Below are 17,096 nucleotides of genomic sequence, written 5' to 3'. Positions count from 1 at the left end.
GGGACGGACGTACTTAAAAAGCCGCGGCGAGCGAAGCGGTCGTCCGGGGCGCGTCCGGGGACCGAGACGCGGCCCGTGTCTGGAAGCCGTCTGGACAGAACTCGATGCGGTACCACCCGATCGTCGATCGCTGTAGGTCTCGGTCTTCGATGTCCTCCGTACTCACCTCGTGTCACACGCTAACACTCCACACCACTTAAGTCGTTCGCCGCCCCGTCTCCGGCGGCCGCCGGCACCCTTTTTAAACGACGGTCTCGATCGGAACCCAATGGACGGCTCCGGCCCGGACGGCGGCTCCGATCGCTCCGGCTCCCGCGAGGGCGACGCTGCCTCCGACGCCTCGCGCAGTTCCGATGCCTCGCGCAGTTCCGATGCCTCGCGCAGTTCCGACGCCTCGACGCACGGCCCCGCGGACCCGGACATCAACGACCTGCTCGCGAAGCTCGACGCCCTGAGCGACACGGTCGACGAGGGCCACGAGCGCGAGAAGGTGCGCCAGACCATCTCGCTCGTCGAGCGCATGCCCGGCAGCGCCGCGTTCACCACCCGCATCACCAAGTACACGTCGCGCGACATGGCCGAGGCGTTCGTGGGGTCGGTCCTCTTCGCGTTGCCCCTGCTCGTCGAGGGGGGCGTCTTCGAGATCGCGACGTGGTTCGCGGCGGTGACGCCGGGCGGCGTTCCCGTCTTCCTGCTCGCGCACGTGGGGTTCGTGCTCCTCCTGACCGCCGGACTGCTGTACTTCGCGGACTTCCGCCAGATCGAGATCAGCCATCCGATTTTGGGGGTTATTCCCCGGCGCTACGCCGGGATCCTGCTCGTCTCGCTGTTCACCTCCGTGTTCATGCTGGCCCTCTGGGGCCGGCTCCACGAGGGGGATCCCACCGGACTCGAACGGGTCTCGCGCGTGGCGGTCGTCTGGGCCGCCGCCGCGTTCGGCGCGAGCCTCGGCGACATCCTCCCGGGCGAGTCGCAGGGCGAGGACATCAGCGAGCTCGACCTCGACCTCGATTTCGACGACTAACCGGCCCCAGCGGGACCGTCCCCCCCTTTCCACACCTTTTTCGCCGCGGCGACCGTACCCGTGTGCATGTCAGCGTTACGCGACGCGCTCCGGGACCTCCCGGACGCGGTGTTTGCGGACCTGCTCGAATCCGACGAGGGGTACGTGCTCGTCGTCGACCTCCCGGGCGCCACCGCCGAGACCACCGAGGTCCTCGCGGAAGACGGCCGGATCGCCATCGAGGGGCGCCGCGAGAAGGAGGTCCCCGAGGGGTTCCGCTACGTGCGCGAGGACCGACCGCTATTCCTCGACGCGGAACTCCCGCTCCCCGGCGACGCGGACGGCAGCGGCGCCGACGCCGAGATGGACCGCGGGGTGCTCGAAGTGACGATCCCCAAGCGGACCGACGGCGCCTCCCGCACCATTCCGGTCGACGAGGCCGGCGATGGGGAGTCCGACGGCGACGGTGAGTCCGACGACACCGAAGCCGACGACGCCTGACGGGTGGTCACGCTGGTAAACCTTCGCGCCTACTGGCGGTTTTTCGTGGTCATGCGGCGCTTCTCGCCGCTGATCGTCGCCTACTGGCGGGACCGGAAGCGGTACTTCCTGTTCGGCGGGGGCCGCGAGGTCGACGCCGAGACGCAGCGCGAGCGCGCCGCCGTCCTCCTCGACATCCTGCTCACGCTCGGCCCCACGTTCATCAAGCTCGGCCAGATCCTCTCGACGCGACCGGACATCCTCCCGCCGGCCTACATCGAGGTGTTGGAGGGGCTCCAAGACGACGTGCCGCCGGCCCCGTGGGAGGAGTCGAAGGTCGTCCTCGAAGACGAGTTCGGCCCGGTCGACGAGACGTTCGACGACTTCGACCGGGAGCCGATAAGCGGCGCGAGCCTCGGGCAGGTGTACACCGCCCGCTACGAGGGGACCGACGTGGCCGTCAAGGTCCGGCGTCCGAACATCGAGTCGCTCGTCGAGGCCGACCTCCGGACGATCCGGTGGTCGATCCCGCTGGTCAAGGCGTTCATCGGCAGCGGACGGGCGTTCTCCCTAGAGAACCTCGCGGACGAGTTCTCGAAGACGATCCGCGAGGAGATGGACTACGAGCGCGAGCGAGAGATGCTCGAGGAGATCCGCGACAACTTCGCCGACGAGGACCGGATCCGGATCCCGACCGCCTTCGAGGCGGTCTCAGGGCCGCGGGTGCTCACGATGGAGTACATCCCGGGGACCAAGATCAGCGACATCGACGCCCTCGATGACGCGGGCCACGACCGGAACGCCATCGCCGAGACCCTCCAAGAGGTGTACCTCCAGATGATCATCGAGGACGGCGTGTTCCACGCCGATCCCCACCCCGGGAACCTCGCGGTCGACGACGACGGGCGGGTGATCTTCTACGACTTCGGGATGGCCGGGCGGGTGGACCCGTTCGTCCAGGAGAAGATCGTCGACTTCTACGTCGCGGTCGCCCGGCAGGACATCGACGGCATCCTCGACACGCTGATCGCGATGGGGACCCTCTCGCCGGAGGCCGACCGCGAGGTGATGGGGAACGTGATGGAGCTGGCCATCGCCGACGCCAGCGGCGAGGACATCGAGCAGTATCAGGTGAACCAGATCATCGAGCAGGTGGAGTCCACCATCTACGAGTTCCCGCTCCGACTCCCGCCGAACCTCGCCTTGGTCCTCCGCGTCGCCACCGTCGTCGAAGGGGTCTGCGTCACGCTCGACCCCGAGTTCGACTTCATCTCGACCGCGACGGAGTACCTCAAGGAGGAGGGATACTACGAGCAGACCGCCCGCAACCTCGCCGAGGACGCCGGACAGCAGGCCCAGAAGACGGCGGAGGCGCTGTTCACGGTCCCGCCGAAGGCGGACGACTTCCTCGACCGCGCGAACCGCGGCGACCTCCACGTCGACGTCACGATCGACGACGGCTCGAACGTCCTCGACAAGCTCGCGATGCGGATCGCCTACTCGGTGCTGCTCGCCGTCGGCGTGCTCTCCGCGACGATCCTCTACTCGTTCGCCCAGTCGTGGCGGCTCGCGGCGGTCGTGCTCTTACTCGCCGCCCCGCTGGCCGTGGCGCTCTACCGGTCGTTCCGGAAGAAGCGCGGGATCCGAGCGAAGCCCCAGTTCACCAGACAGGGGATGAAAAAGCGGCGCGAGGACTGACCGACAGCCACATCGTCGCGTGAACCCCGCCGCTCACGCCGAGACGACTTCGATCGGAACGAGGAGGAAACAGAGCGCGCCGACCGCGAACGTCCCGATCCCGACGGCGAGCCGCGGCCACCCAAGCCGCTCCTCGTCGGCCGGGTCGGCGGGTCCGTTGAACGCGATCACGAGCGCGAACACGCCCCAGAACGCCCACAGCCCCACCGACTGGTCGAGCCCGAAGCCGCGCCAGAAGTAGAGGTACGCGGCGATCGAGAGGAGGGCGCCGGGGACCAGCGCCGCGATCGTCTCCTGTCGCGGACCGACCATCGCCCGGACCATGTGCCCCCCGTCGAGCTGGCCGACCGGCAGGAGGTTGAGGAGGGTGAAGAACATCCCGACCCAGCCGCCGATAACCACCGGGTGCGCTGAGAGCGACGGGTCCTCGTACGCGGTCGGCTGCCCGAGGAGATCGGCGATGATCCCCAGAAGCGGCGGGTTGTTGAACCGGATCATCGTCCCCGACGAGCTGGCGATCTCCGCCGGGACGCGGATCGGGTCGAGCGAGAGCCCGATCGCGGTGACGAGAACGGTCGCGACGAGCCCGGCGATCGGCCCGGCGACCCCGATATCGAACAGGGCCTTCCGAGAGGGCATCCGACCCCGCATCCGGATGATCGCCCCGAGGGTCCCGAACGGGAAGACGAACGGGATGACGTACGGAAGCGAGACGTCGACGCCGTGGTACCGCCCGGCGGCGTAGTGGCCGAGCTCGTGGGTCATGAGGACGCCGAGCACCGCGGCGGTGAACGGCCACGCTCGCAGCATGACGAGCGGGTTCGCCGCGATCTCCTCCCAGCCGATGTAGTACCAGCCGTACGCGCCCACGAACAGCGTCGACAGCACCGTCGCCGCGAACATGGCGACGTTGACCCACGGGACCCCGTCCCGCCCGCGGTCGAACGGGGTCGCGACGACGACGTGTCCACCCTCGACCGTCTCAAAGTCGACGTCGTACCCGGCGTCGCGGAACTCCGGGACCAGCTTCCGCAACAGCGTGCGCTCCGGGACGTACGACTCTCCGACGTACCGAACGCGGCCGTCCTCCCGACGGATTTCGTCGATCCGAAAGAACGTCCGGAGCGGTTCGGGACGCGGAACGTCGGACGCCCCCGACGGCTCCCCGTCCTCGTGTTCTGGCATCGTCGGTCGTAGCTTGCCGGCGAGTATAAACCCCGCGTCGGGCGAAGCGTTCGCCGACCGCTTCGGCTCGCTGGCGAAGCGCGGGAGACCGAAGAAGAGTCGTCGGCCGGTGCGAGTCGTCGACCGGTGCGAGAGGGGTTATCAGCGTACGATGCGGGGACGCGCGTGAGCGCGCTGTTCGACGGCGGTGCTTCCGGCGGTCAGGCGGGCTCGACGCGCCAGGTCGTCGCACCCGTGTACGACCACTTCTCGACAGTGAGCTCCGTGGCGGAGTCCCGGAGCTTCACCATCAGGGCGCCGATCTCCTTCGGCGAGAGCTCGACGTCCTCGGAGATGAACTTCCCTTTGAAGTACATCTCGCCTTCCTCGGCGCGGTCGAGCAGGTACCGCTTCAACCGCTCTTCCTTGCTGAGGTCGTCGGTCGTCGTGGAGGGGTTTGCAGTCGCGCTCATAGTACACTCCATACTTGCCCCCAGAGGATGTTATAAAGGCACGACCGTTGGGGGGCGTTCAGCGGTTTTCATGGCGTTTTAATCCGAGGACACCGGCTAAAACGTGTCTGACAGACCGTTCAAAACGGTTTCAAAACCACTTAGAAATTTTATACTGCTTTCTAATAGCTTCGAACTGGCATCCGATTTCGGTAGCTGTTCCGCTTCGGTAGATTGGTGAGCAGGGCTTAACCAGAAGATATTGCCGGAAGATGGCGGTGTGCGGCGCCACTGTCACCGATCGCGCAGCCGGGTCGGGTCACCCGCGGAGGTCGATCGCGGGCCGGTTGCAGGCCTCGGGTGGCCGAGCAGGGGTCAGTCACGTCGGTGGAGCCAGAACTCCTCCTCTTCCGTGGCCTCCTTTTTGAATATCGGCACCTCGTCTTTCAGCCGATCGATTCCGTCCTCGACGGTTCGGAACGCCTCGCGGCGATGACCGGCGAGGACGACGACGAACACGATGTCCTCGCCCGCCTCGATCACGCCCGTCCGGTGGTGCATCCGGACCTCGAACACCCCGTCGCGCTCGGTCAGCTCGTCCGTGATGGCGTCCATCCGCTCGGCGGCAACCCCCTCGTACTTCTCGAACGCGAGGTGGGTGGTACGGTCGTCGTCGGGCGCGTCTCGCGCGCGAACGCGCCCGGTGAAGGTCGCTATCGCACCCGCGCGGTCAGCGTCCGCGGACGCCTCCACGCGGCGTACGAGCGCCTCTCGGGTGATCCACGGCTCCGCGTCGTCCAAGTCCGCGACGAGTCGGTCGACCTCGACCTCGCCGGGTGCGTCGGCGACGGCGACGACCGAACCGGGAACGTCCGACGGCTCTGCGTCCTCGCCGAGCAGGACCGTCGGGACGCGCAGGCGGGACTCGCCGACGGCGACGAGGTAGTCGTGGTCGGGCGCGAGCCCGTCGAGGAGGTCGTCGAGTCCGTCCACGCGGCCGCGGCCCGTCCACGAGCCGTCGGCGGCGAGCGAGAGCGTCGTCTCGGCGGTCATCTCCGTCCCTCCCTCCGCGCCGTCGAGGTCGCCTCGTCTCGCCGCGACATTTCTTTCTCCGCAGTCGACGACCGCTACTCGCCCGTCGAGCCGATCCGCGAGCGACCTCGCGAGGTCGCTCGCACCCGGGCCGACGATCGATATCGGTTGCATACCCGAAGGCGGGCTGCGAGCGGCTTAGGGGTTTCCCGAGGGCACCGGAGAGCGGCCGAAAGCGACCCGGTCTCGCTTGATAATCCTTAAGAGCGCGACAGGGGTATCCAACCGTAATGAGAGTCGTCGTTTCTATCGGCGGGAGCGTGCTCGCGCCCGATCTGGACCCCGACCGGGTGACCGCGTACGCCGAGGCGATCGAGCGGCTGGCGGCCGACGGCTGCGAGGTCGGCGTCGTCGTCGGCGGTGGCGGCGTCGCGCGCGAGTACATCGAGACGGCGCGCGACCTCGGCGCGAACGAGGTCGAGCTCGACCAGCTTGGCATCGGGACGACCCGGCTCAACGCCCGGCTGCTGATCGCCGCGCTCGACGGCAGCGCGAACCTCTCGCCGGCGACGGGGTACGACGAGGCGGCCGCCGCCCTCCGCCGCGGGGAGGTGGCGGTGATGGGCGGCGTGACACCCGGACAGACCACCGACGCGGTCGCTGCCGCCTTCGCGGAGTCGGTCGACGCCGACCTGCTCGTGTACGCCACGAGCGCCGACGGCGTGTACGACGCCGACCCCAACGTCGACTCCGACGCGACCCAGTTCGAGTCGATGTCGCCGGCGGAGCTCGTGGACATCGTCCTCCCGATGAGCCGGGACGCGGGCGCGTCCGCGCCGGTGGACCTGCTCGCGGCCAAGCTGATCGACCGGGCGAGCATCCGGTCGATCGTCCTCGACGGCACCGACCCGAGCGCGGTCGTTGACGCCGTGCTCCGCGGCGAGCACACCGGCACCGACGTGGTGCCGACCGGAAGCGACGAGCCGACCTACTGGACGGGGGCGAGCGACGCGTGAGCGCCGACGACTCCCCGCACATCCTCTCCGAACAGTCTCAGGGGGCCGACGGCGCGGCGGGAGCCGGCGACGAGGTCGACGATGCCGACGGCGAGGGGTTCCACGCCTTCTGGGCCGACGTGGTCGCCGACGAGATCGAGGCGCGCGACCCCGACGAGCCGATCGTGATCAAGGGCGGCGTCTCTCCCTCGGGGGTCGCGCACCTCGGCAACTTCAACGAGATCATCCGCGGCTACTTCGTCGCGGCGGTGCTCCGCGATCGCGGCCACGAGGTCCGGCAGGTGTTCACCTCCGACGACAAGGACCCGCTCCGCAAGCTCCCGCGGAAATTGGCGAACGCCGACGGTGAGATCGTCGGGCTCGGCGAGGTCGACGCCGGCGCGCTCGGGCGGAACCTCGGGAAGCCGTACACCGCGATCCCCGACCCGTTCGGCGAGCGTGACTCGTACGCCGCCCACTTCGCGGCCCTGCTGAAGGCCGACGCCGACCGGCTGGAGATTCCGGTCGAGATGGTGTCGAACACGGAGCTGTACGCCGACGGCGCCTTCGACGACGTGACTCGAACCGTGCTTTCGGACCTCGACGGCGTCCGCGAGGTGCTCTCGACGTATCAGAACAAGGTGGACGGGGAGTACGTCCCCTTCAACCCGGTGTGTTCCGAGTGCGGGAAGATCACGGAGACGGTCACCGGGATCGATCTCGACGCCGAGACCGTCGAGTACGTCTGCACCGACATGGAGGTCGGCGACGAGGTCATCGAGGGGTGTGGTCACGAGGGCACGGCAACGTTCCGCGAGGGGAAGCTCCCGTGGCGACTGGAGTGGCCCGGCCAGTGGGACGTGCTCGGCGTCGACTTCGAGCCCTTCGGGAAGGACCACGCCGAGGGGTCGTGGCCCTCGGGCGTCGACGTGGCTCGGAACGTCCTCGGAATCGAGCCGCCGGTGCCGATGGTGTACGAGTGGTTCACGCTCAACGGCGAGCCGCTCTCCTCGTCGGCCGGCAACATCGTCACCGTCCCGGAACTGCTCGAACTGCTCGAACCCGCGGTGCTCCGGTACTTTTTCGCGCTCCACCCGAAGAAGGCCCGCGACCTCGACATCGAGCGGCTCGACCAGCTCGTCGACCGCTTCGACCGGTTCGAGCGCGCGTACTTCGGCGAGGTCGACGACGAAGATCTCACTGCCTTCGCCGAGCGCGCCTACCCGTTCGTCGTCGGGCGCGCGGACGACCCGCCAGAGGAGCGGCCCGTGCGGCTCCCGTACACCTTCGCGGCCGTCCTCGGGATGGTCGACGACCCCGACTTCCGCGAGCGGCTCGCCCGCGACGAGGGGCACATCCCCGACGACGCCTCCGACGAGGTCGTCGAGGCGGCGCTCGCCCGCGTCGAGAAGGCGCGCAACTGGGCCGAACGCACCGGAAACGAGTACGACTACCTGCTCCAGACGGAGTTGCCCGAGGTCGACTTCGACGACGACGTCGCGGCCGCGCTCAACGACCTCGCCGACTTCGTCGCGGCCGGCCACGACGGCGACGCGATCCAGTCGGAGATGTACGAGACGGCGCGCGCCCACGACGTGGAGGTGAGCGACTTCTTCACCGCCGGCTACCGGCTCTTCTTCGACGACACGCAGGGGCCGCGGCTCGGCGAGTTCCTCGGCGAACTGGAGCGCGACTACGTCGTGGCTCGGCTCCGCCGGGAGGCGTAGATGCCCGAGGACCGCTCGCTCGACGAGTTCGAGGGGTCGGACGATGACGCTTCGGAGTCCGACCCCGCAGACGCCGACCCCACTGATACCCTCGACGACCCGATCCCCGCCACGTCGACGGCGACGTGGACCACCGGCGGCGCCGACTGCGAGCGGTGCGGCGAGCGCGTCGAACGCCGCTGGCTCGACGACGGGGACCGCGTCTGTCCCGCCTGTAAGTCGTGGTGATCTGAATCAAAACTTAATACGAAGCGGGTCAGCCGTTAGTTACGGCGACGATCACCTGATGTTTTGTTGGATATAAATGAAATTGGAACCCGACCGCGTCCTCGGCCGACCCCCGCGAGAACTCGCCGTCGCGTACTGCTGTCTCGGGACGCTGTTCGTGGTCGCCACCGATCTCGCGGCCGCCTCCGCGGTCGGGTCGCTCCCGACGTGGACGCCGATTCACGCCGTCGGCGGCTGGGCGCTGGTCGTCGTCTCGTCGCTGGTTCTCTACGGTGCGACGGCATATCAGCGGCGTCGGGCGGTCACCGCCCGGAGCGAACTCGAGACGTCGAATCAGCAGCTGCAGGTGTTGAGCCGCGTGTTCCGACACAACGTTCGAAACGATCTCAATGTCATTCAGGGGTACACGGACCTGCTCATCGACCGGGTCGACGACGAGCGGAGCCGCGAGTGCCTGGAGACGATCCGGGAGACGACCGACGACGTGGTGGAGATCAGCGAGAAGCTGCGTATCATTGAAGACGCGTCGCCCGAACCCCCGAGCGGTCGGATCGATCTCGTCGACGCGGTTCACGAGGCGGCCGCGGAGATCGACCGCGCGGACGTCTCGCTCACCGTCGACGCGCCCGCGCAGGCGTGGGTCCGCGCGGACGAGTCGATCGAGTACCCGATCCGAGAGGTGTTCGAGAACGCCGTCACGCACAACGACAAGTCGATGCGTCGGGTCGACGTCAGCGTTACCGAGAACGGATCGACGACCTGTCTGGAGGTCCGCGACAACGGCCCGGGGATCCCCGACGACGAGCGGGCGGTGTTGCGCGCCGAAGAGGAGACGCCGCTGTCGCACGCGAGCAGCATCGGGCTGTGGCTCGTGAAGTGGATGTGCGAAACGCAGGGCGGGACCGTCGGGTTCGAGACGAGCGACGACGGGACGACGGTCCGGCTTCGATTCGAGTCGGTCGACGGTCCGGCGTCGACAGCGTCGGCGGAAGAGACGTGCCGACGGACGCGGTGCGGGAGCGACACGGCGCGAGCCGACGCGATCGCGGACGGAAACGGCGAGAAAGCGGCCGACGACGGCTAAACGGAGGGGAGACGGAGACCGAGTGGATCGAGCCGCGAGGCTAGTCGAGCTCCGTGATCGTCACCGCGTACACCGCGCCGCAGTTCCCGCATTCGACGTGGACCCCGCGGCTCGTCTCGCCGCGAGTGAACTCGGAGATCTCCTCCGAACACGAGCACTCGAACTGGACTTTCATTGCTTCCGGTAGTCGGTTCTGGTATTTAAGATAATCCGTCTCGAAATCGGGCCTGAAAATCGGTGCGCAGGAGTCGATTTCGGCGGCGACAGCTCGTCGTCGATCGGGCGTCGACGATCAGGCGTCGTCGACGATCACTTCGACCGGCTCGTCGCTCGCGTCCACGTCGTCGTCGGACGCGTCGGCGGCTCCAGCCGACTGCGTCTGCTGGTAGTAGAGCCCGCCGGCGACGGCTAGAACGATCCACGACCGCCAGTTCGCCAGGTTCAGGGTGTACCCGATGCCGAACGGCTTCTCCACGAGCATTCCCTTGTCGGGCTGCCAGTACGACGAGAGCATCCGGCCGAGGCTCGGCCGCTCGAAGTTGTACGGGATCCCCAGTATCTCTCCCGAGGACGGTTTGTCTGCCATACAGGCATATCACTCGCCGGGCATATAAAGCGTGGCGCAAGTCGACAGTGGTAGTTGTCCGCCGGCGACTCGCCGACCCGACTCTCGACCGCTCACCGGTACCGCCCGCGCCCCTCTACGTCGCGGAGGCGGTCGAGGACGCTCTCGTCGCCGACGGCCCCGTACCCGGCCTCGAACGCCTCGATCAGCGGGTCGGGGTCGGCCGCGGTCGCGCGGACCGACCCCTCGAACACGTGGAGGTCCATCGCGTGGTCCTCGACGTGGCCGGTGTGGTAGGCGAGCCCGAAGTCGATGAGCGTCACTCGCGGGTCGCCGTCTTCCCGCTGCCCGACCCGCGCGTTCCGCGTGGTCGGGTCGCCGTGAACGATCCCGGCCTCGTGGAGCCGCGCGAGGTGTCGCCCGACCGCCGCCGCGCGCTCGGCCCCTCCGTCGAGGACGGCGGCGAGGTCGCGGTCGCCGACGTGCTGGAGCGTCAGCGTCGCGTTCGGCACGTCGACATCGTACACCAGCGGCGTCGGAACGCCCGCCCGGCGCGCCTCGCTCGTCAGCCGAGCCTCGGCGACGGTCCGGTCGCGCCTGAGCGTTCGGTCGAGTTCGGGGTGGCGGTACTCCTTCGAGACGCGGCGCTTGATCACGCGGCGGTCGGCGGCGTCGGAAACGCGCCGCTCGTCGTCGCCGCCCCCGATTCCGCCGCCGCCTGCGACGAACTCCACCGTGGCTTCGGCGCCCCGCCGATCGGCGTCCGTCACGGCCTGTTCCCCTCCGGGGGCGCGCCCCCGAGCGACCGACTCGCCGCTCCGCCACGTCACAGGCACCTGATCCGGGCGGAAGTTCGGGTCGATCGCGGACTCGGCGATGGGGAGCGTGTCACCGGCCTCCGCCATCTTCGCGCCCAGCACGGCGATCATCCCGGCGTTGTCGCGGAGGAACCGCGGCTCCGGGGCGTGGAACGCCGCGCCGCGGGCCGCGCACATCGACGCCAGCATCTCGCGGAGCCGGTCGTTCTGCGCGACGCCGCCGCCCAACACGAGCTCGTCGGCGCCCGTCAGCGAGAGGGCGCGTTCCGAGACCTCCGTGAGCATCGCGAACACGTGCTCTTGGAGCGAAAAGCAGATCTCCTCGACGGGGACGCCGTCGTCGGACGCGTCGTTGGCCGCGGAGCTGATCCCGGAGAAGGAGAAGTCCATCCCCTTGACGACGTACGGAAGGTCGAGGAGATATCCCGGGCCGTCGCTCCCCTCGGCGTACCGCCGCGCCGCCGCCTCGACCTTCGGACCGCCGGGGTGATCCCAGCCGACGTGGCGCGTGAACTTGTCGATCGCGTTGCCGACGCCGGCGTCCATCGTCTCCCCGAGCACGCGGTAGCGCCCGTCGTGGTAGCCGAGCAGGTGGGCGTTCGCGCCGGAGGCGTTCAGACACACCGGGTTCTCGAAGCCGGACCGGTGGCGACCGATCTCCAAGTGCGCGACCATGTGGTTGACGCCGACGAGCGGCACGCCGAGCGCCCCCGCGAGCGACCGGGCGGCGGTGCCGACGGTCCGGAGACACGGACCGAGTCCCGGGCCCTTCGAGAACGCGACCGCGTCGATCGCGTCCGGGCCGTGCTCGTTCTCGGCCGCCGTGAGAACCGCGTCGACGACCCCGGGGATCGCCTCGGACATGTGCTCGGCGGCTTCACGCGGGTGAATACCGCCGCTGTCCGGTTCGTACGGGTTCGACTCGATGAGAACGGAGTCGGTCTCGGCGTCGTACAGGGCGGCGCTGGCGCACCACGCGGTCCCCTCGATGCCGAGAACGCGCATTCGGCGGGCGTTAGGCCTCTTCGGCGTCCGCGTCGCCCTCGCCGCCGATCTTGTTGCGTTCGAGCATGTACTCCTGCTCGACGTCGAGCGCGTCCTCCGCGCTGTCGTACACCTTCGCGTAGCCGACCGTCTTGCGCATGCCGAACTTCGTGTCCAGCTCGTGGACGACGACCTCCTCGGAGGCCTTGTCGAGCTTGGCCGCGAGCGAGTCGCGGACCGACAGACGAGAGGGCGTCGCCTCCTCGTGGGTCGTCTCGAAACGGATGTCCGTGCGGTGCAACATCGGGTTCTCCTCCTCGGAGATGATATCGACGTCCATGGTTCAGTTAGGCGTATATCCCCTCGAAAGCTGTAAAAGGATTTCGAAGCGGGGGTGTCGTCGGGATCCGGCGCTCGGTCGTCTCCGCCCGGATCTCACCGGGCGCCGTCGGGGACGCGACCGAGCGCCTCGTAGGCCGCCTCGACATCGCCGTCGAGCCCCTCGAACAGTTCTCGCGCCCCGTCGCGGGACTCGGGCGTGACCGCGACGCGGACCATCCCCTCGCCGGGCTGGCCGTAGACGACGCTCGCGCCGTCGGGCGCGGCGAGGATCGCCGGCAGGGCGGCCAGATCCTCTTCGCCTGTCACCTCGATAATGACCGGGTCGGCGTCGGAGAGCGCCTCGGCGAGCGCCTCAAGCAGCTCCGTCGACAGCGACGCGGCGGGGTTCTCCACCGAAATTCGGCGGTCGTCCGCGGCCGCGAGCGCCAACTCGATCTCCGGATCGACCGCCTCGCGTTCGGTCTTCCCGTCGATCAGCGCGACGTCGGGGACGCGACCCGCCTCCCGCAGGTGGTACGTGACTACGTCGCCGACAGCGATGACGGGGGCGTCGGGCGCGGCCCGTTCCCCGCGGGTCTCCGCCGCGCCCGCGAGCAGTTCGTCGGCGTCCGTCGTCACCGGGCCGAGCGGCTCCTTGAAGGCGTCGCGCAGGGAGTCGGGGAGCGTGAGCATGGGGTACGTAGTGGCCGAAGCCGTAAGGCGTTGCCGCGAACAGTCGCTTACCGGACCTTCAGCGCGTACGAACCGGGCTTCGTGACGTTCATCTCCTCGGCGATCTGGCTCTCCTCGGGCTGGGTGATGATGACGTAGCCCGCCCAGTCCTCGGTGAGCGACGACGACCCGCAGTGCTCGCACGTCTGGGAGTCGGGGTCGTTGACGTGGTGACACTCACGACACGCCAGGCGGTCCTCGGCCATCAGTCGGCCTCCTCACCGGTCTGTTCGCGGTGAAGCCGTTGGCCCTCCAGCCACTCGTGTTTCCCGAGGCCGGGCTGTTTCGCGGTGAGCCCGATCTTCGAGTCGCGCGGGTTGCGCTCGTCGATGCTCTTGGTCACCACGCGGACTCGGACGGCGTCGTCGACGCCGAGGGTCTTGTCGGAGTCCGAGGAGGCGAGCTGCTGGTTCGCCCCGTCGAACGTGAGGTACTCGTCGGTGATCTGCGAGACGTGCAGCAGGCCGTCCACCGGACCGATCCCGACGAAGGCGCCGAACTCGACCGTCTCGACGACCGTGCCGTCGGCGACCTCCTGCATGTCGGGGTCGTAGGTCAGCGCGTCGAACTCGGCCTCGTAGTAGACGCCGGGGCGGTTGTGTAACACCGCGCCGTCGCCGATGTCGTGGACCTCGATGACGCTCACGACGCTCCCCACGTCCTCGTCCATTCGTCCTTCCAGTTTGTCCTGCAGCAGGGCTTTCACCCGCTCGTCGGTGACATCCGCCAGGTGTTTCGGCGGTACCTCGACCGTATCCTTGAGTCGAACTCGTTTGTACATGATTGGTTGTCCGCGTCCGCTAGGGTTCCGTTATCGCCAGTGTGTTCCGACCCCTTAAACCGATTACTGGTGCGCCCGCCTCCAGCACCCGGTTCGCCAGCGGTCGATCGTTGGTGACGACGCCGTCAACCCGGCCCTCTGTGGCCAGTTCGACGAGCGCGTCGTCGGCGTACGATTCGTCCGTTTCCACCGTCTCCGCCCGCGTCGCGAGGTCCGCCCCCACGCTCGCCGCGGTCGCCGCCGCGCCGTTCCCGCCCTGCAGCCGGTCTAACTCCGACACGACCGCCGTCGGGACCACGGCCTCGTGGGCGCCGAGGAGCCGATCGAGCTCCTCGAACAGCCGGAGGTCCGCCTCGACGGGCGCCATCAGCGCGCTCGCATCGAGCGCGACGACCGGGGCGCCGTCGGGGGCACCTCCCGCGGAGAGCGATTCCGAGTCGTCCGCGCGGGCGTCGTCGGTCACGCTACGAGAGCGTCCCGACGCCGATGAGTCGCCAGCGCGCGCCGACGCGCCGGTTGATCGCGATCTGTGCGCCCTCCTCGGCGCAGACCGGGCGCTTGAGGCTGACCTCGCACTCGCCGTCGCGCGCGCTCGTCACCGCGCCGACCGTCGTCGCGGTGCCGACCGTGAGCATCAGCGGCTCGCCGGTGTTGATGTCGTCGATGTCGCTCTCGCCGCTCTCGTCGTCCTCCTTCCCGACGACCCGATCGAGGAGGTCGACCTGCATCTCGAACTCGTTGCGCGTCGGCGGGAGCGTACCGGGCTCACCGGCGACCTGTCCCGCGAGCGCGTCGCCCTTCGTCAGGCTCGGGTCGAGCCCGGTGCCGACGCCGAGCAGCCCGCCCGGCCGGGCGGACTCCACGTTGTTGCTGCCGGCCTGCAGCGAGCGCACCGTGGTTTCGAGGGGGCGCCACTCCGTCTGGCCCTCCTCGTCGACCTCGCGGCCCGGTCGGATCTCGAGCCCGTCGCCGACGGACAGCTCGCCGCTTACCAGCGAGCCGCCCACGACGCCGCCCTTCAGGTCCGCCGCGGTCGCGCCCGGGCGGTTGATGTCGAACGAGCGGGCCGCGTACATGCGGGCGCTCTCGCCGGGGTCGCGGTCGGGCGTCGGGATCTCCGTCTCGATCGCGTCGATGAGGAGGTCCATGTTGACCTCCTGCTGAGCCGAGACGGGGACGATCGGGGCGTCCTCCGCGACGGTGCCCTCGACGAACTCCTGGATCTGCCGGTAGTTGTCGACGGCGCGGTCGCGGTCGACCAGGTCGACCTTGTTCTGCGCGATGACGATGTTCTCGATCCCGATGAGATCGAGCGCCATCAGGTGCTCTTCCGTCTGCGCCTGCGGGACGTCCTCGGTCGCGCTCACGACCAAGACGGCACCGTCCATGATCGAGGCGCCCGAGAGCATCGTCGCCATCAGCGTCTCGTGGCCGGGCGCGTCGACGAACGAGACCGTCCGGACCGGCTCGCTCGCGGAGCCGTCCTCGCACTCCTCGTCGACGGTGTAACACTCGGGCGCGTCGACGCCGGGACAGCGCCGGAGCGTCGCGTCCGCGTACCCCAGCCGGATCGAGATACCGCGTTTCATTTCCTCGCTGTGCTGGTCGGTCCACGAGCCGGACAACGCCTGCACGAGCGTCGTCTTCCCGTGGTCGACGTGACCGACGAGACCGATGTTCACCTCCGGTTGTGTGTTGGCTTCAGTCACTGTTGGACCTCCTAACGGAGTAGTCTTACCGGAAATTCGCTCCGTGCGAGTGATAAAGTTGCTGTTATAGGTGCGAAACGCGCACGCGGCGAGGCGGCGGCGAACTACTCAGACCCACCAAGACTGGTGCAGTGGCGTGTGCCTCTGAGCGCTCACGGGGCACGAGTCGTCACGGCTGGAGCTTTGGAGGTGTTCGCGGAGGGGCCAAGCACGTACTTCCGAGTGACTGAGGGTTCGGAGGTGCTCTCCGCCGATGTGTTGGTGACTGCGTATGAGCGAGCGATCCACGTTCGACGCGACTTTACGCCTCACGGCCGTACCCGCGTCCAATATGGGATACGCGTGCCCCGTCTGCGAGACGCCCCAGCGCGACGGCGAACACCTCGCGCATCACCTCGCGTTCACGGCGATGTTACACGGCGGCGACCACGAGGCGTGGCTCGACGACCACGTGTCCGACTGGAGCGATCGGGAACCCGCCGGGCTCGCCGCCGAGGTGACGCCCCACGCCGAGGACGCGGAGTACCACGAGGTGTTCGAAGACACCGTCAACCGGGGACGCCCCGACGTGGACCTCGGAGCGCACGACGGGGTCGGATCGGGCGGTCACGATCATGCCGGCCACGATCACGCCGCAGGCGGAAGATCCGGCGCCGTCGACGTGACGGACGAGGCCAGTCCGGAGGTGGCCGACGCGATCCGCGAGGCTCGCGAGATGGCGCGGGAGGCGGGAGACAGTGAAGACGACGCAGACGGCGAGAATGCTGAGACCGACCCAGCGGACAGCGACGCCCCCGACGACTCGTCCGCGTAACGGAACGCCCTTTTCAGTCGACGGCGAACGACGGGTATGCACACCAGAGGAACGTTCGCCCCGGAGACCCGCGCCGACGCGCTCGAACGCTACGAGGAGGTCGGCCCGGTCGCGCAGGTCGTCGTCCGCGAGGCGACCAAGGCGATGTCGTTTGACGCCGACGAGTACGACGAGCGGGTCACGCCCGAGGTGATCCGGACCGCGCGCGACGCGACGTTCGCCGAGATGCTCACGGTCCACGTCGGCGAGGAGGGAGAGTTCGACGAGTGGCTCGCCGACAGCGAGTTCGACGAGGAGAGCGTGGTTCGGATCGGCTCGGACAACGTCGACAACATCGTGTGGCACCCGGTCCCCTTCGCCGACACCGTGGTCGCGGCGACGTATCAGGAAGAGCCGGACGCGGCGGCAAGCACCCTCCGCCGGAACGCGTTCGGACGGGTGTACCGCGAGGAGTTCTACGAGTCCGGCCGCTAGTTTCTTATAAGCGATAGCCGCCGCTTTTGGACGAG

Annotated in this window: 22 protein-coding genes; 9 read left to right on the top strand and 13 right to left on the bottom strand. The window is 68.6% G+C overall.

Annotated elements, in window-relative coordinates; translation table 11 throughout:
- Positions 1-13: 13 nt before the first annotated feature.
- The gene (locus ACP96_RS18755; RefSeq protein ID WP_154020472.1) at positions 14-166 is read right to left on the bottom strand and encodes a hypothetical protein; all 153 of its coding nucleotides are present in this window, start codon (positions 164-166) and stop codon (positions 14-16) included.
- A 102-nt stretch (positions 167-268) separates the two neighbouring features.
- Between ACP96_RS18755 and ACP96_RS13215 the strand changes: the two genes are divergently transcribed.
- From ACP96_RS13215 to ACP96_RS13205, 3 genes are all read left to right on the top strand, one after another.
- Positions 269-1,024, top strand: a complete 756-nt coding sequence (locus tag ACP96_RS13215) for a DUF2391 family protein (RefSeq protein ID WP_050033648.1) — start codon at positions 269-271, stop codon at positions 1,022-1,024.
- Positions 1,025-1,090: 66 nt separating this feature from the next.
- A complete protein-coding gene (locus ACP96_RS13210) occupies positions 1,091-1,504 on the top strand; it encodes an Hsp20/alpha crystallin family protein (protein ID WP_050025729.1) in 414 nt (137 codons plus the stop codon).
- Positions 1,505-1,507: 3 nt separating this feature from the next.
- On the top strand, positions 1,508-3,181 hold the full coding sequence (locus tag ACP96_RS13205) for an ABC1 kinase family protein (protein WP_050033647.1): 1,674 nt from the start codon (positions 1,508-1,510) through the stop codon (positions 3,179-3,181).
- A 33-nt stretch (positions 3,182-3,214) separates the two neighbouring features.
- Here ACP96_RS13205 and ACP96_RS13200 read toward each other — a convergent pair whose 3' ends face one another.
- From ACP96_RS13200 to ACP96_RS13190, 3 genes are all read right to left on the bottom strand, one after another.
- Positions 3,215-4,366, bottom strand: coding sequence for a site-2 protease family protein (locus ACP96_RS13200; RefSeq protein ID WP_050033646.1), 1,152 nt, complete (start codon positions 4,364-4,366; stop codon positions 3,215-3,217).
- A 200-nt stretch (positions 4,367-4,566) separates the two neighbouring features.
- Positions 4,567-4,818, bottom strand: a complete 252-nt coding sequence (locus ACP96_RS13195; RefSeq protein ID WP_050033645.1) for a DUF7123 family protein — start codon at positions 4,816-4,818, stop codon at positions 4,567-4,569.
- Between the two features lie 354 nt (positions 4,819-5,172).
- Positions 5,173-6,003: a molybdopterin synthase gene (locus ACP96_RS13190; protein ID WP_050033644.1), complete on the bottom strand. Its 831-nt coding sequence runs from the start codon at positions 6,001-6,003 to the stop codon at positions 5,173-5,175.
- Between the two features lie 116 nt (positions 6,004-6,119).
- Between ACP96_RS13190 and pyrH the strand changes: the two genes are divergently transcribed.
- From pyrH to ACP96_RS13170, 4 genes are all read left to right on the top strand, one after another.
- Positions 6,120-6,845, top strand: coding sequence for a UMP kinase (pyrH, locus tag ACP96_RS13185; RefSeq protein WP_050033643.1), 726 nt, complete (start codon positions 6,120-6,122; stop codon positions 6,843-6,845).
- Positions 6,842-8,551, top strand: a complete 1,710-nt coding sequence (gene lysS, locus ACP96_RS13180; protein ID WP_050033642.1) for a lysine--tRNA ligase — start codon at positions 6,842-6,844, stop codon at positions 8,549-8,551. The genes pyrH and lysS overlap by 4 nt, the downstream gene beginning before the upstream one ends.
- Entirely contained in the window at positions 8,552-8,779 is a 228-nt protein-coding gene (locus ACP96_RS13175; protein WP_050033641.1) for a DUF7573 domain-containing protein, read from the top strand.
- Between the two features lie 76 nt (positions 8,780-8,855).
- Positions 8,856-9,863: a sensor histidine kinase gene (locus tag ACP96_RS13170; RefSeq protein ID WP_050033640.1), complete on the top strand. Its 1,008-nt coding sequence runs from the start codon at positions 8,856-8,858 to the stop codon at positions 9,861-9,863.
- Between the two features lie 40 nt (positions 9,864-9,903).
- Here the strand turns inward: ACP96_RS13170 and ACP96_RS19760 are convergent, their stop codons facing one another.
- From ACP96_RS19760 to ACP96_RS13130, 9 genes are all read right to left on the bottom strand, one after another.
- Positions 9,904-10,038 carry a hypothetical protein gene (locus ACP96_RS19760; protein WP_006114415.1) on the bottom strand — a complete coding sequence of 45 codons (135 nt, stop codon included), beginning with the start codon at positions 10,036-10,038 and terminating at the stop codon, positions 9,904-9,906.
- Positions 10,039-10,155: 117 nt separating this feature from the next.
- Complete coding sequence (locus ACP96_RS13165) at positions 10,156-10,449, bottom strand: DUF5808 domain-containing protein (RefSeq protein WP_050033639.1); 294 nt, start codon at positions 10,447-10,449, stop codon at positions 10,156-10,158.
- 92 nt (positions 10,450-10,541) lie between these two features.
- Entirely contained in the window at positions 10,542-12,251 is a 1,710-nt protein-coding gene (locus ACP96_RS13160) for a bifunctional N(6)-L-threonylcarbamoyladenine synthase/serine/threonine protein kinase (RefSeq protein ID WP_050033638.1), read from the bottom strand.
- Between the two features lie 10 nt (positions 12,252-12,261).
- Positions 12,262-12,570, bottom strand: a complete 309-nt coding sequence (locus ACP96_RS13155; protein WP_004047156.1) for a 30S ribosomal protein S24e — start codon at positions 12,568-12,570, stop codon at positions 12,262-12,264.
- Positions 12,571-12,665: 95 nt separating this feature from the next.
- Complete coding sequence (locus tag ACP96_RS13150) at positions 12,666-13,244, bottom strand: GTP-dependent dephospho-CoA kinase family protein (protein ID WP_050033637.1); 579 nt, start codon at positions 13,242-13,244, stop codon at positions 12,666-12,668.
- A gap of 47 nt (positions 13,245-13,291) precedes the next feature.
- The gene (gene spt4 / locus ACP96_RS13145; RefSeq protein WP_004047158.1) at positions 13,292-13,489 is read right to left on the bottom strand and encodes a transcription elongation factor subunit Spt4; all 198 of its coding nucleotides are present in this window, start codon (positions 13,487-13,489) and stop codon (positions 13,292-13,294) included.
- Complete coding sequence (locus ACP96_RS13140) at positions 13,489-14,064, bottom strand: DNA-directed RNA polymerase (RefSeq protein ID WP_050026201.1); 576 nt, start codon at positions 14,062-14,064, stop codon at positions 13,489-13,491. The genes spt4 and ACP96_RS13140 overlap by 1 nt, the downstream gene beginning before the upstream one ends.
- Before the next feature lie 19 nt (positions 14,065-14,083).
- Positions 14,084-14,527, bottom strand: a complete 444-nt coding sequence (locus tag ACP96_RS13135) for a PIN domain-containing protein (protein WP_050033636.1) — start codon at positions 14,525-14,527, stop codon at positions 14,084-14,086.
- A gap of 1 nt (position 14,528) precedes the next feature.
- A complete protein-coding gene (locus ACP96_RS13130; protein WP_050033635.1) occupies positions 14,529-15,773 on the bottom strand; it encodes a translation initiation factor IF-2 subunit gamma in 1,245 nt (414 codons plus the stop codon).
- Positions 15,774-16,104: 331 nt separating this feature from the next.
- On the opposite strand from ACP96_RS13130, the gene ACP96_RS13125 reads away from it, so the two are divergent.
- Both ACP96_RS13125 and ACP96_RS13120 read left to right on the top strand, forming a co-directional pair.
- Positions 16,105-16,587, top strand: coding sequence for a DUF5810 domain-containing protein (locus tag ACP96_RS13125; RefSeq protein ID WP_050033634.1), 483 nt, complete (start codon positions 16,105-16,107; stop codon positions 16,585-16,587).
- Positions 16,588-16,623: 36 nt separating this feature from the next.
- Positions 16,624-17,061 (top strand): DUF5809 family protein, encoded by a 438-nt coding sequence (locus tag ACP96_RS13120; protein WP_050033633.1) that lies wholly within the window; start codon positions 16,624-16,626, stop codon positions 17,059-17,061.
- The last annotated feature ends 35 nt before the right edge of the window (positions 17,062-17,096 follow it).

Source organism: Halorubrum halophilum (genome assembly GCF_000739595.1).
In the GTDB taxonomy this organism is placed as follows: domain Archaea; phylum Halobacteriota; class Halobacteria; order Halobacteriales; family Haloferacaceae; genus Halorubrum; species Halorubrum halophilum.
This window is presented reverse-complemented; position numbering and strand designations above follow the sequence as displayed.

Coding starts and splice junctions, on each gene's coding strand:
- ACP96_RS13215 (WP_050033648.1), top strand. CDS start 269: ATGGACGGCTCCGGCCCGGACGGCGGCTCCGATCGCTCCGGCTCCCGC.
- ACP96_RS13210 (WP_050025729.1), top strand. CDS start 1,091: ATGTCAGCGTTACGCGACGCGCTCCGGGACCTCCCGGACGCGGTGTTT.
- ACP96_RS13200 (WP_050033646.1), bottom strand. CDS start 4,366: ATGCCAGAACACGAGGACGGGGAGCCGTCGGGGGCGTCCGACGTTCCG.
- ACP96_RS13195 (WP_050033645.1), bottom strand. CDS start 4,818: ATGAGCGCGACTGCAAACCCCTCCACGACGACCGACGACCTCAGCAAG.
- ACP96_RS13190 (WP_050033644.1), bottom strand. CDS start 6,003: ATGCAACCGATATCGATCGTCGGCCCGGGTGCGAGCGACCTCGCGAGG.
- pyrH (WP_050033643.1), top strand. CDS start 6,120: ATGAGAGTCGTCGTTTCTATCGGCGGGAGCGTGCTCGCGCCCGATCTG.
- ACP96_RS13175 (WP_050033641.1), top strand. CDS start 8,552: ATGCCCGAGGACCGCTCGCTCGACGAGTTCGAGGGGTCGGACGATGAC.
- ACP96_RS13170 (WP_050033640.1), top strand. CDS start 8,856: ATGAAATTGGAACCCGACCGCGTCCTCGGCCGACCCCCGCGAGAACTC.
- ACP96_RS19760 (WP_006114415.1), bottom strand. CDS start 10,038: ATGAAAGTCCAGTTCGAGTGCTCGTGTTCGGAGGAGATCTCCGAGTTC.
- ACP96_RS13165 (WP_050033639.1), bottom strand. CDS start 10,449: ATGGCAGACAAACCGTCCTCGGGAGAGATACTGGGGATCCCGTACAAC.
- ACP96_RS13160 (WP_050033638.1), bottom strand. CDS start 12,251: ATGCGCGTTCTCGGCATCGAGGGGACCGCGTGGTGCGCCAGCGCCGCC.
- ACP96_RS13155 (WP_004047156.1), bottom strand. CDS start 12,570: ATGGACGTCGATATCATCTCCGAGGAGGAGAACCCGATGTTGCACCGC.
- ACP96_RS13150 (WP_050033637.1), bottom strand. CDS start 13,244: ATGCTCACGCTCCCCGACTCCCTGCGCGACGCCTTCAAGGAGCCGCTC.
- spt4 (WP_004047158.1), bottom strand. CDS start 13,489: ATGGCCGAGGACCGCCTGGCGTGTCGTGAGTGTCACCACGTCAACGAC.
- ACP96_RS13140 (WP_050026201.1), bottom strand. CDS start 14,064: ATGTACAAACGAGTTCGACTCAAGGATACGGTCGAGGTACCGCCGAAA.
- ACP96_RS13125 (WP_050033634.1), top strand. CDS start 16,105: ATGGGATACGCGTGCCCCGTCTGCGAGACGCCCCAGCGCGACGGCGAA.
- ACP96_RS13120 (WP_050033633.1), top strand. CDS start 16,624: ATGCACACCAGAGGAACGTTCGCCCCGGAGACCCGCGCCGACGCGCTC.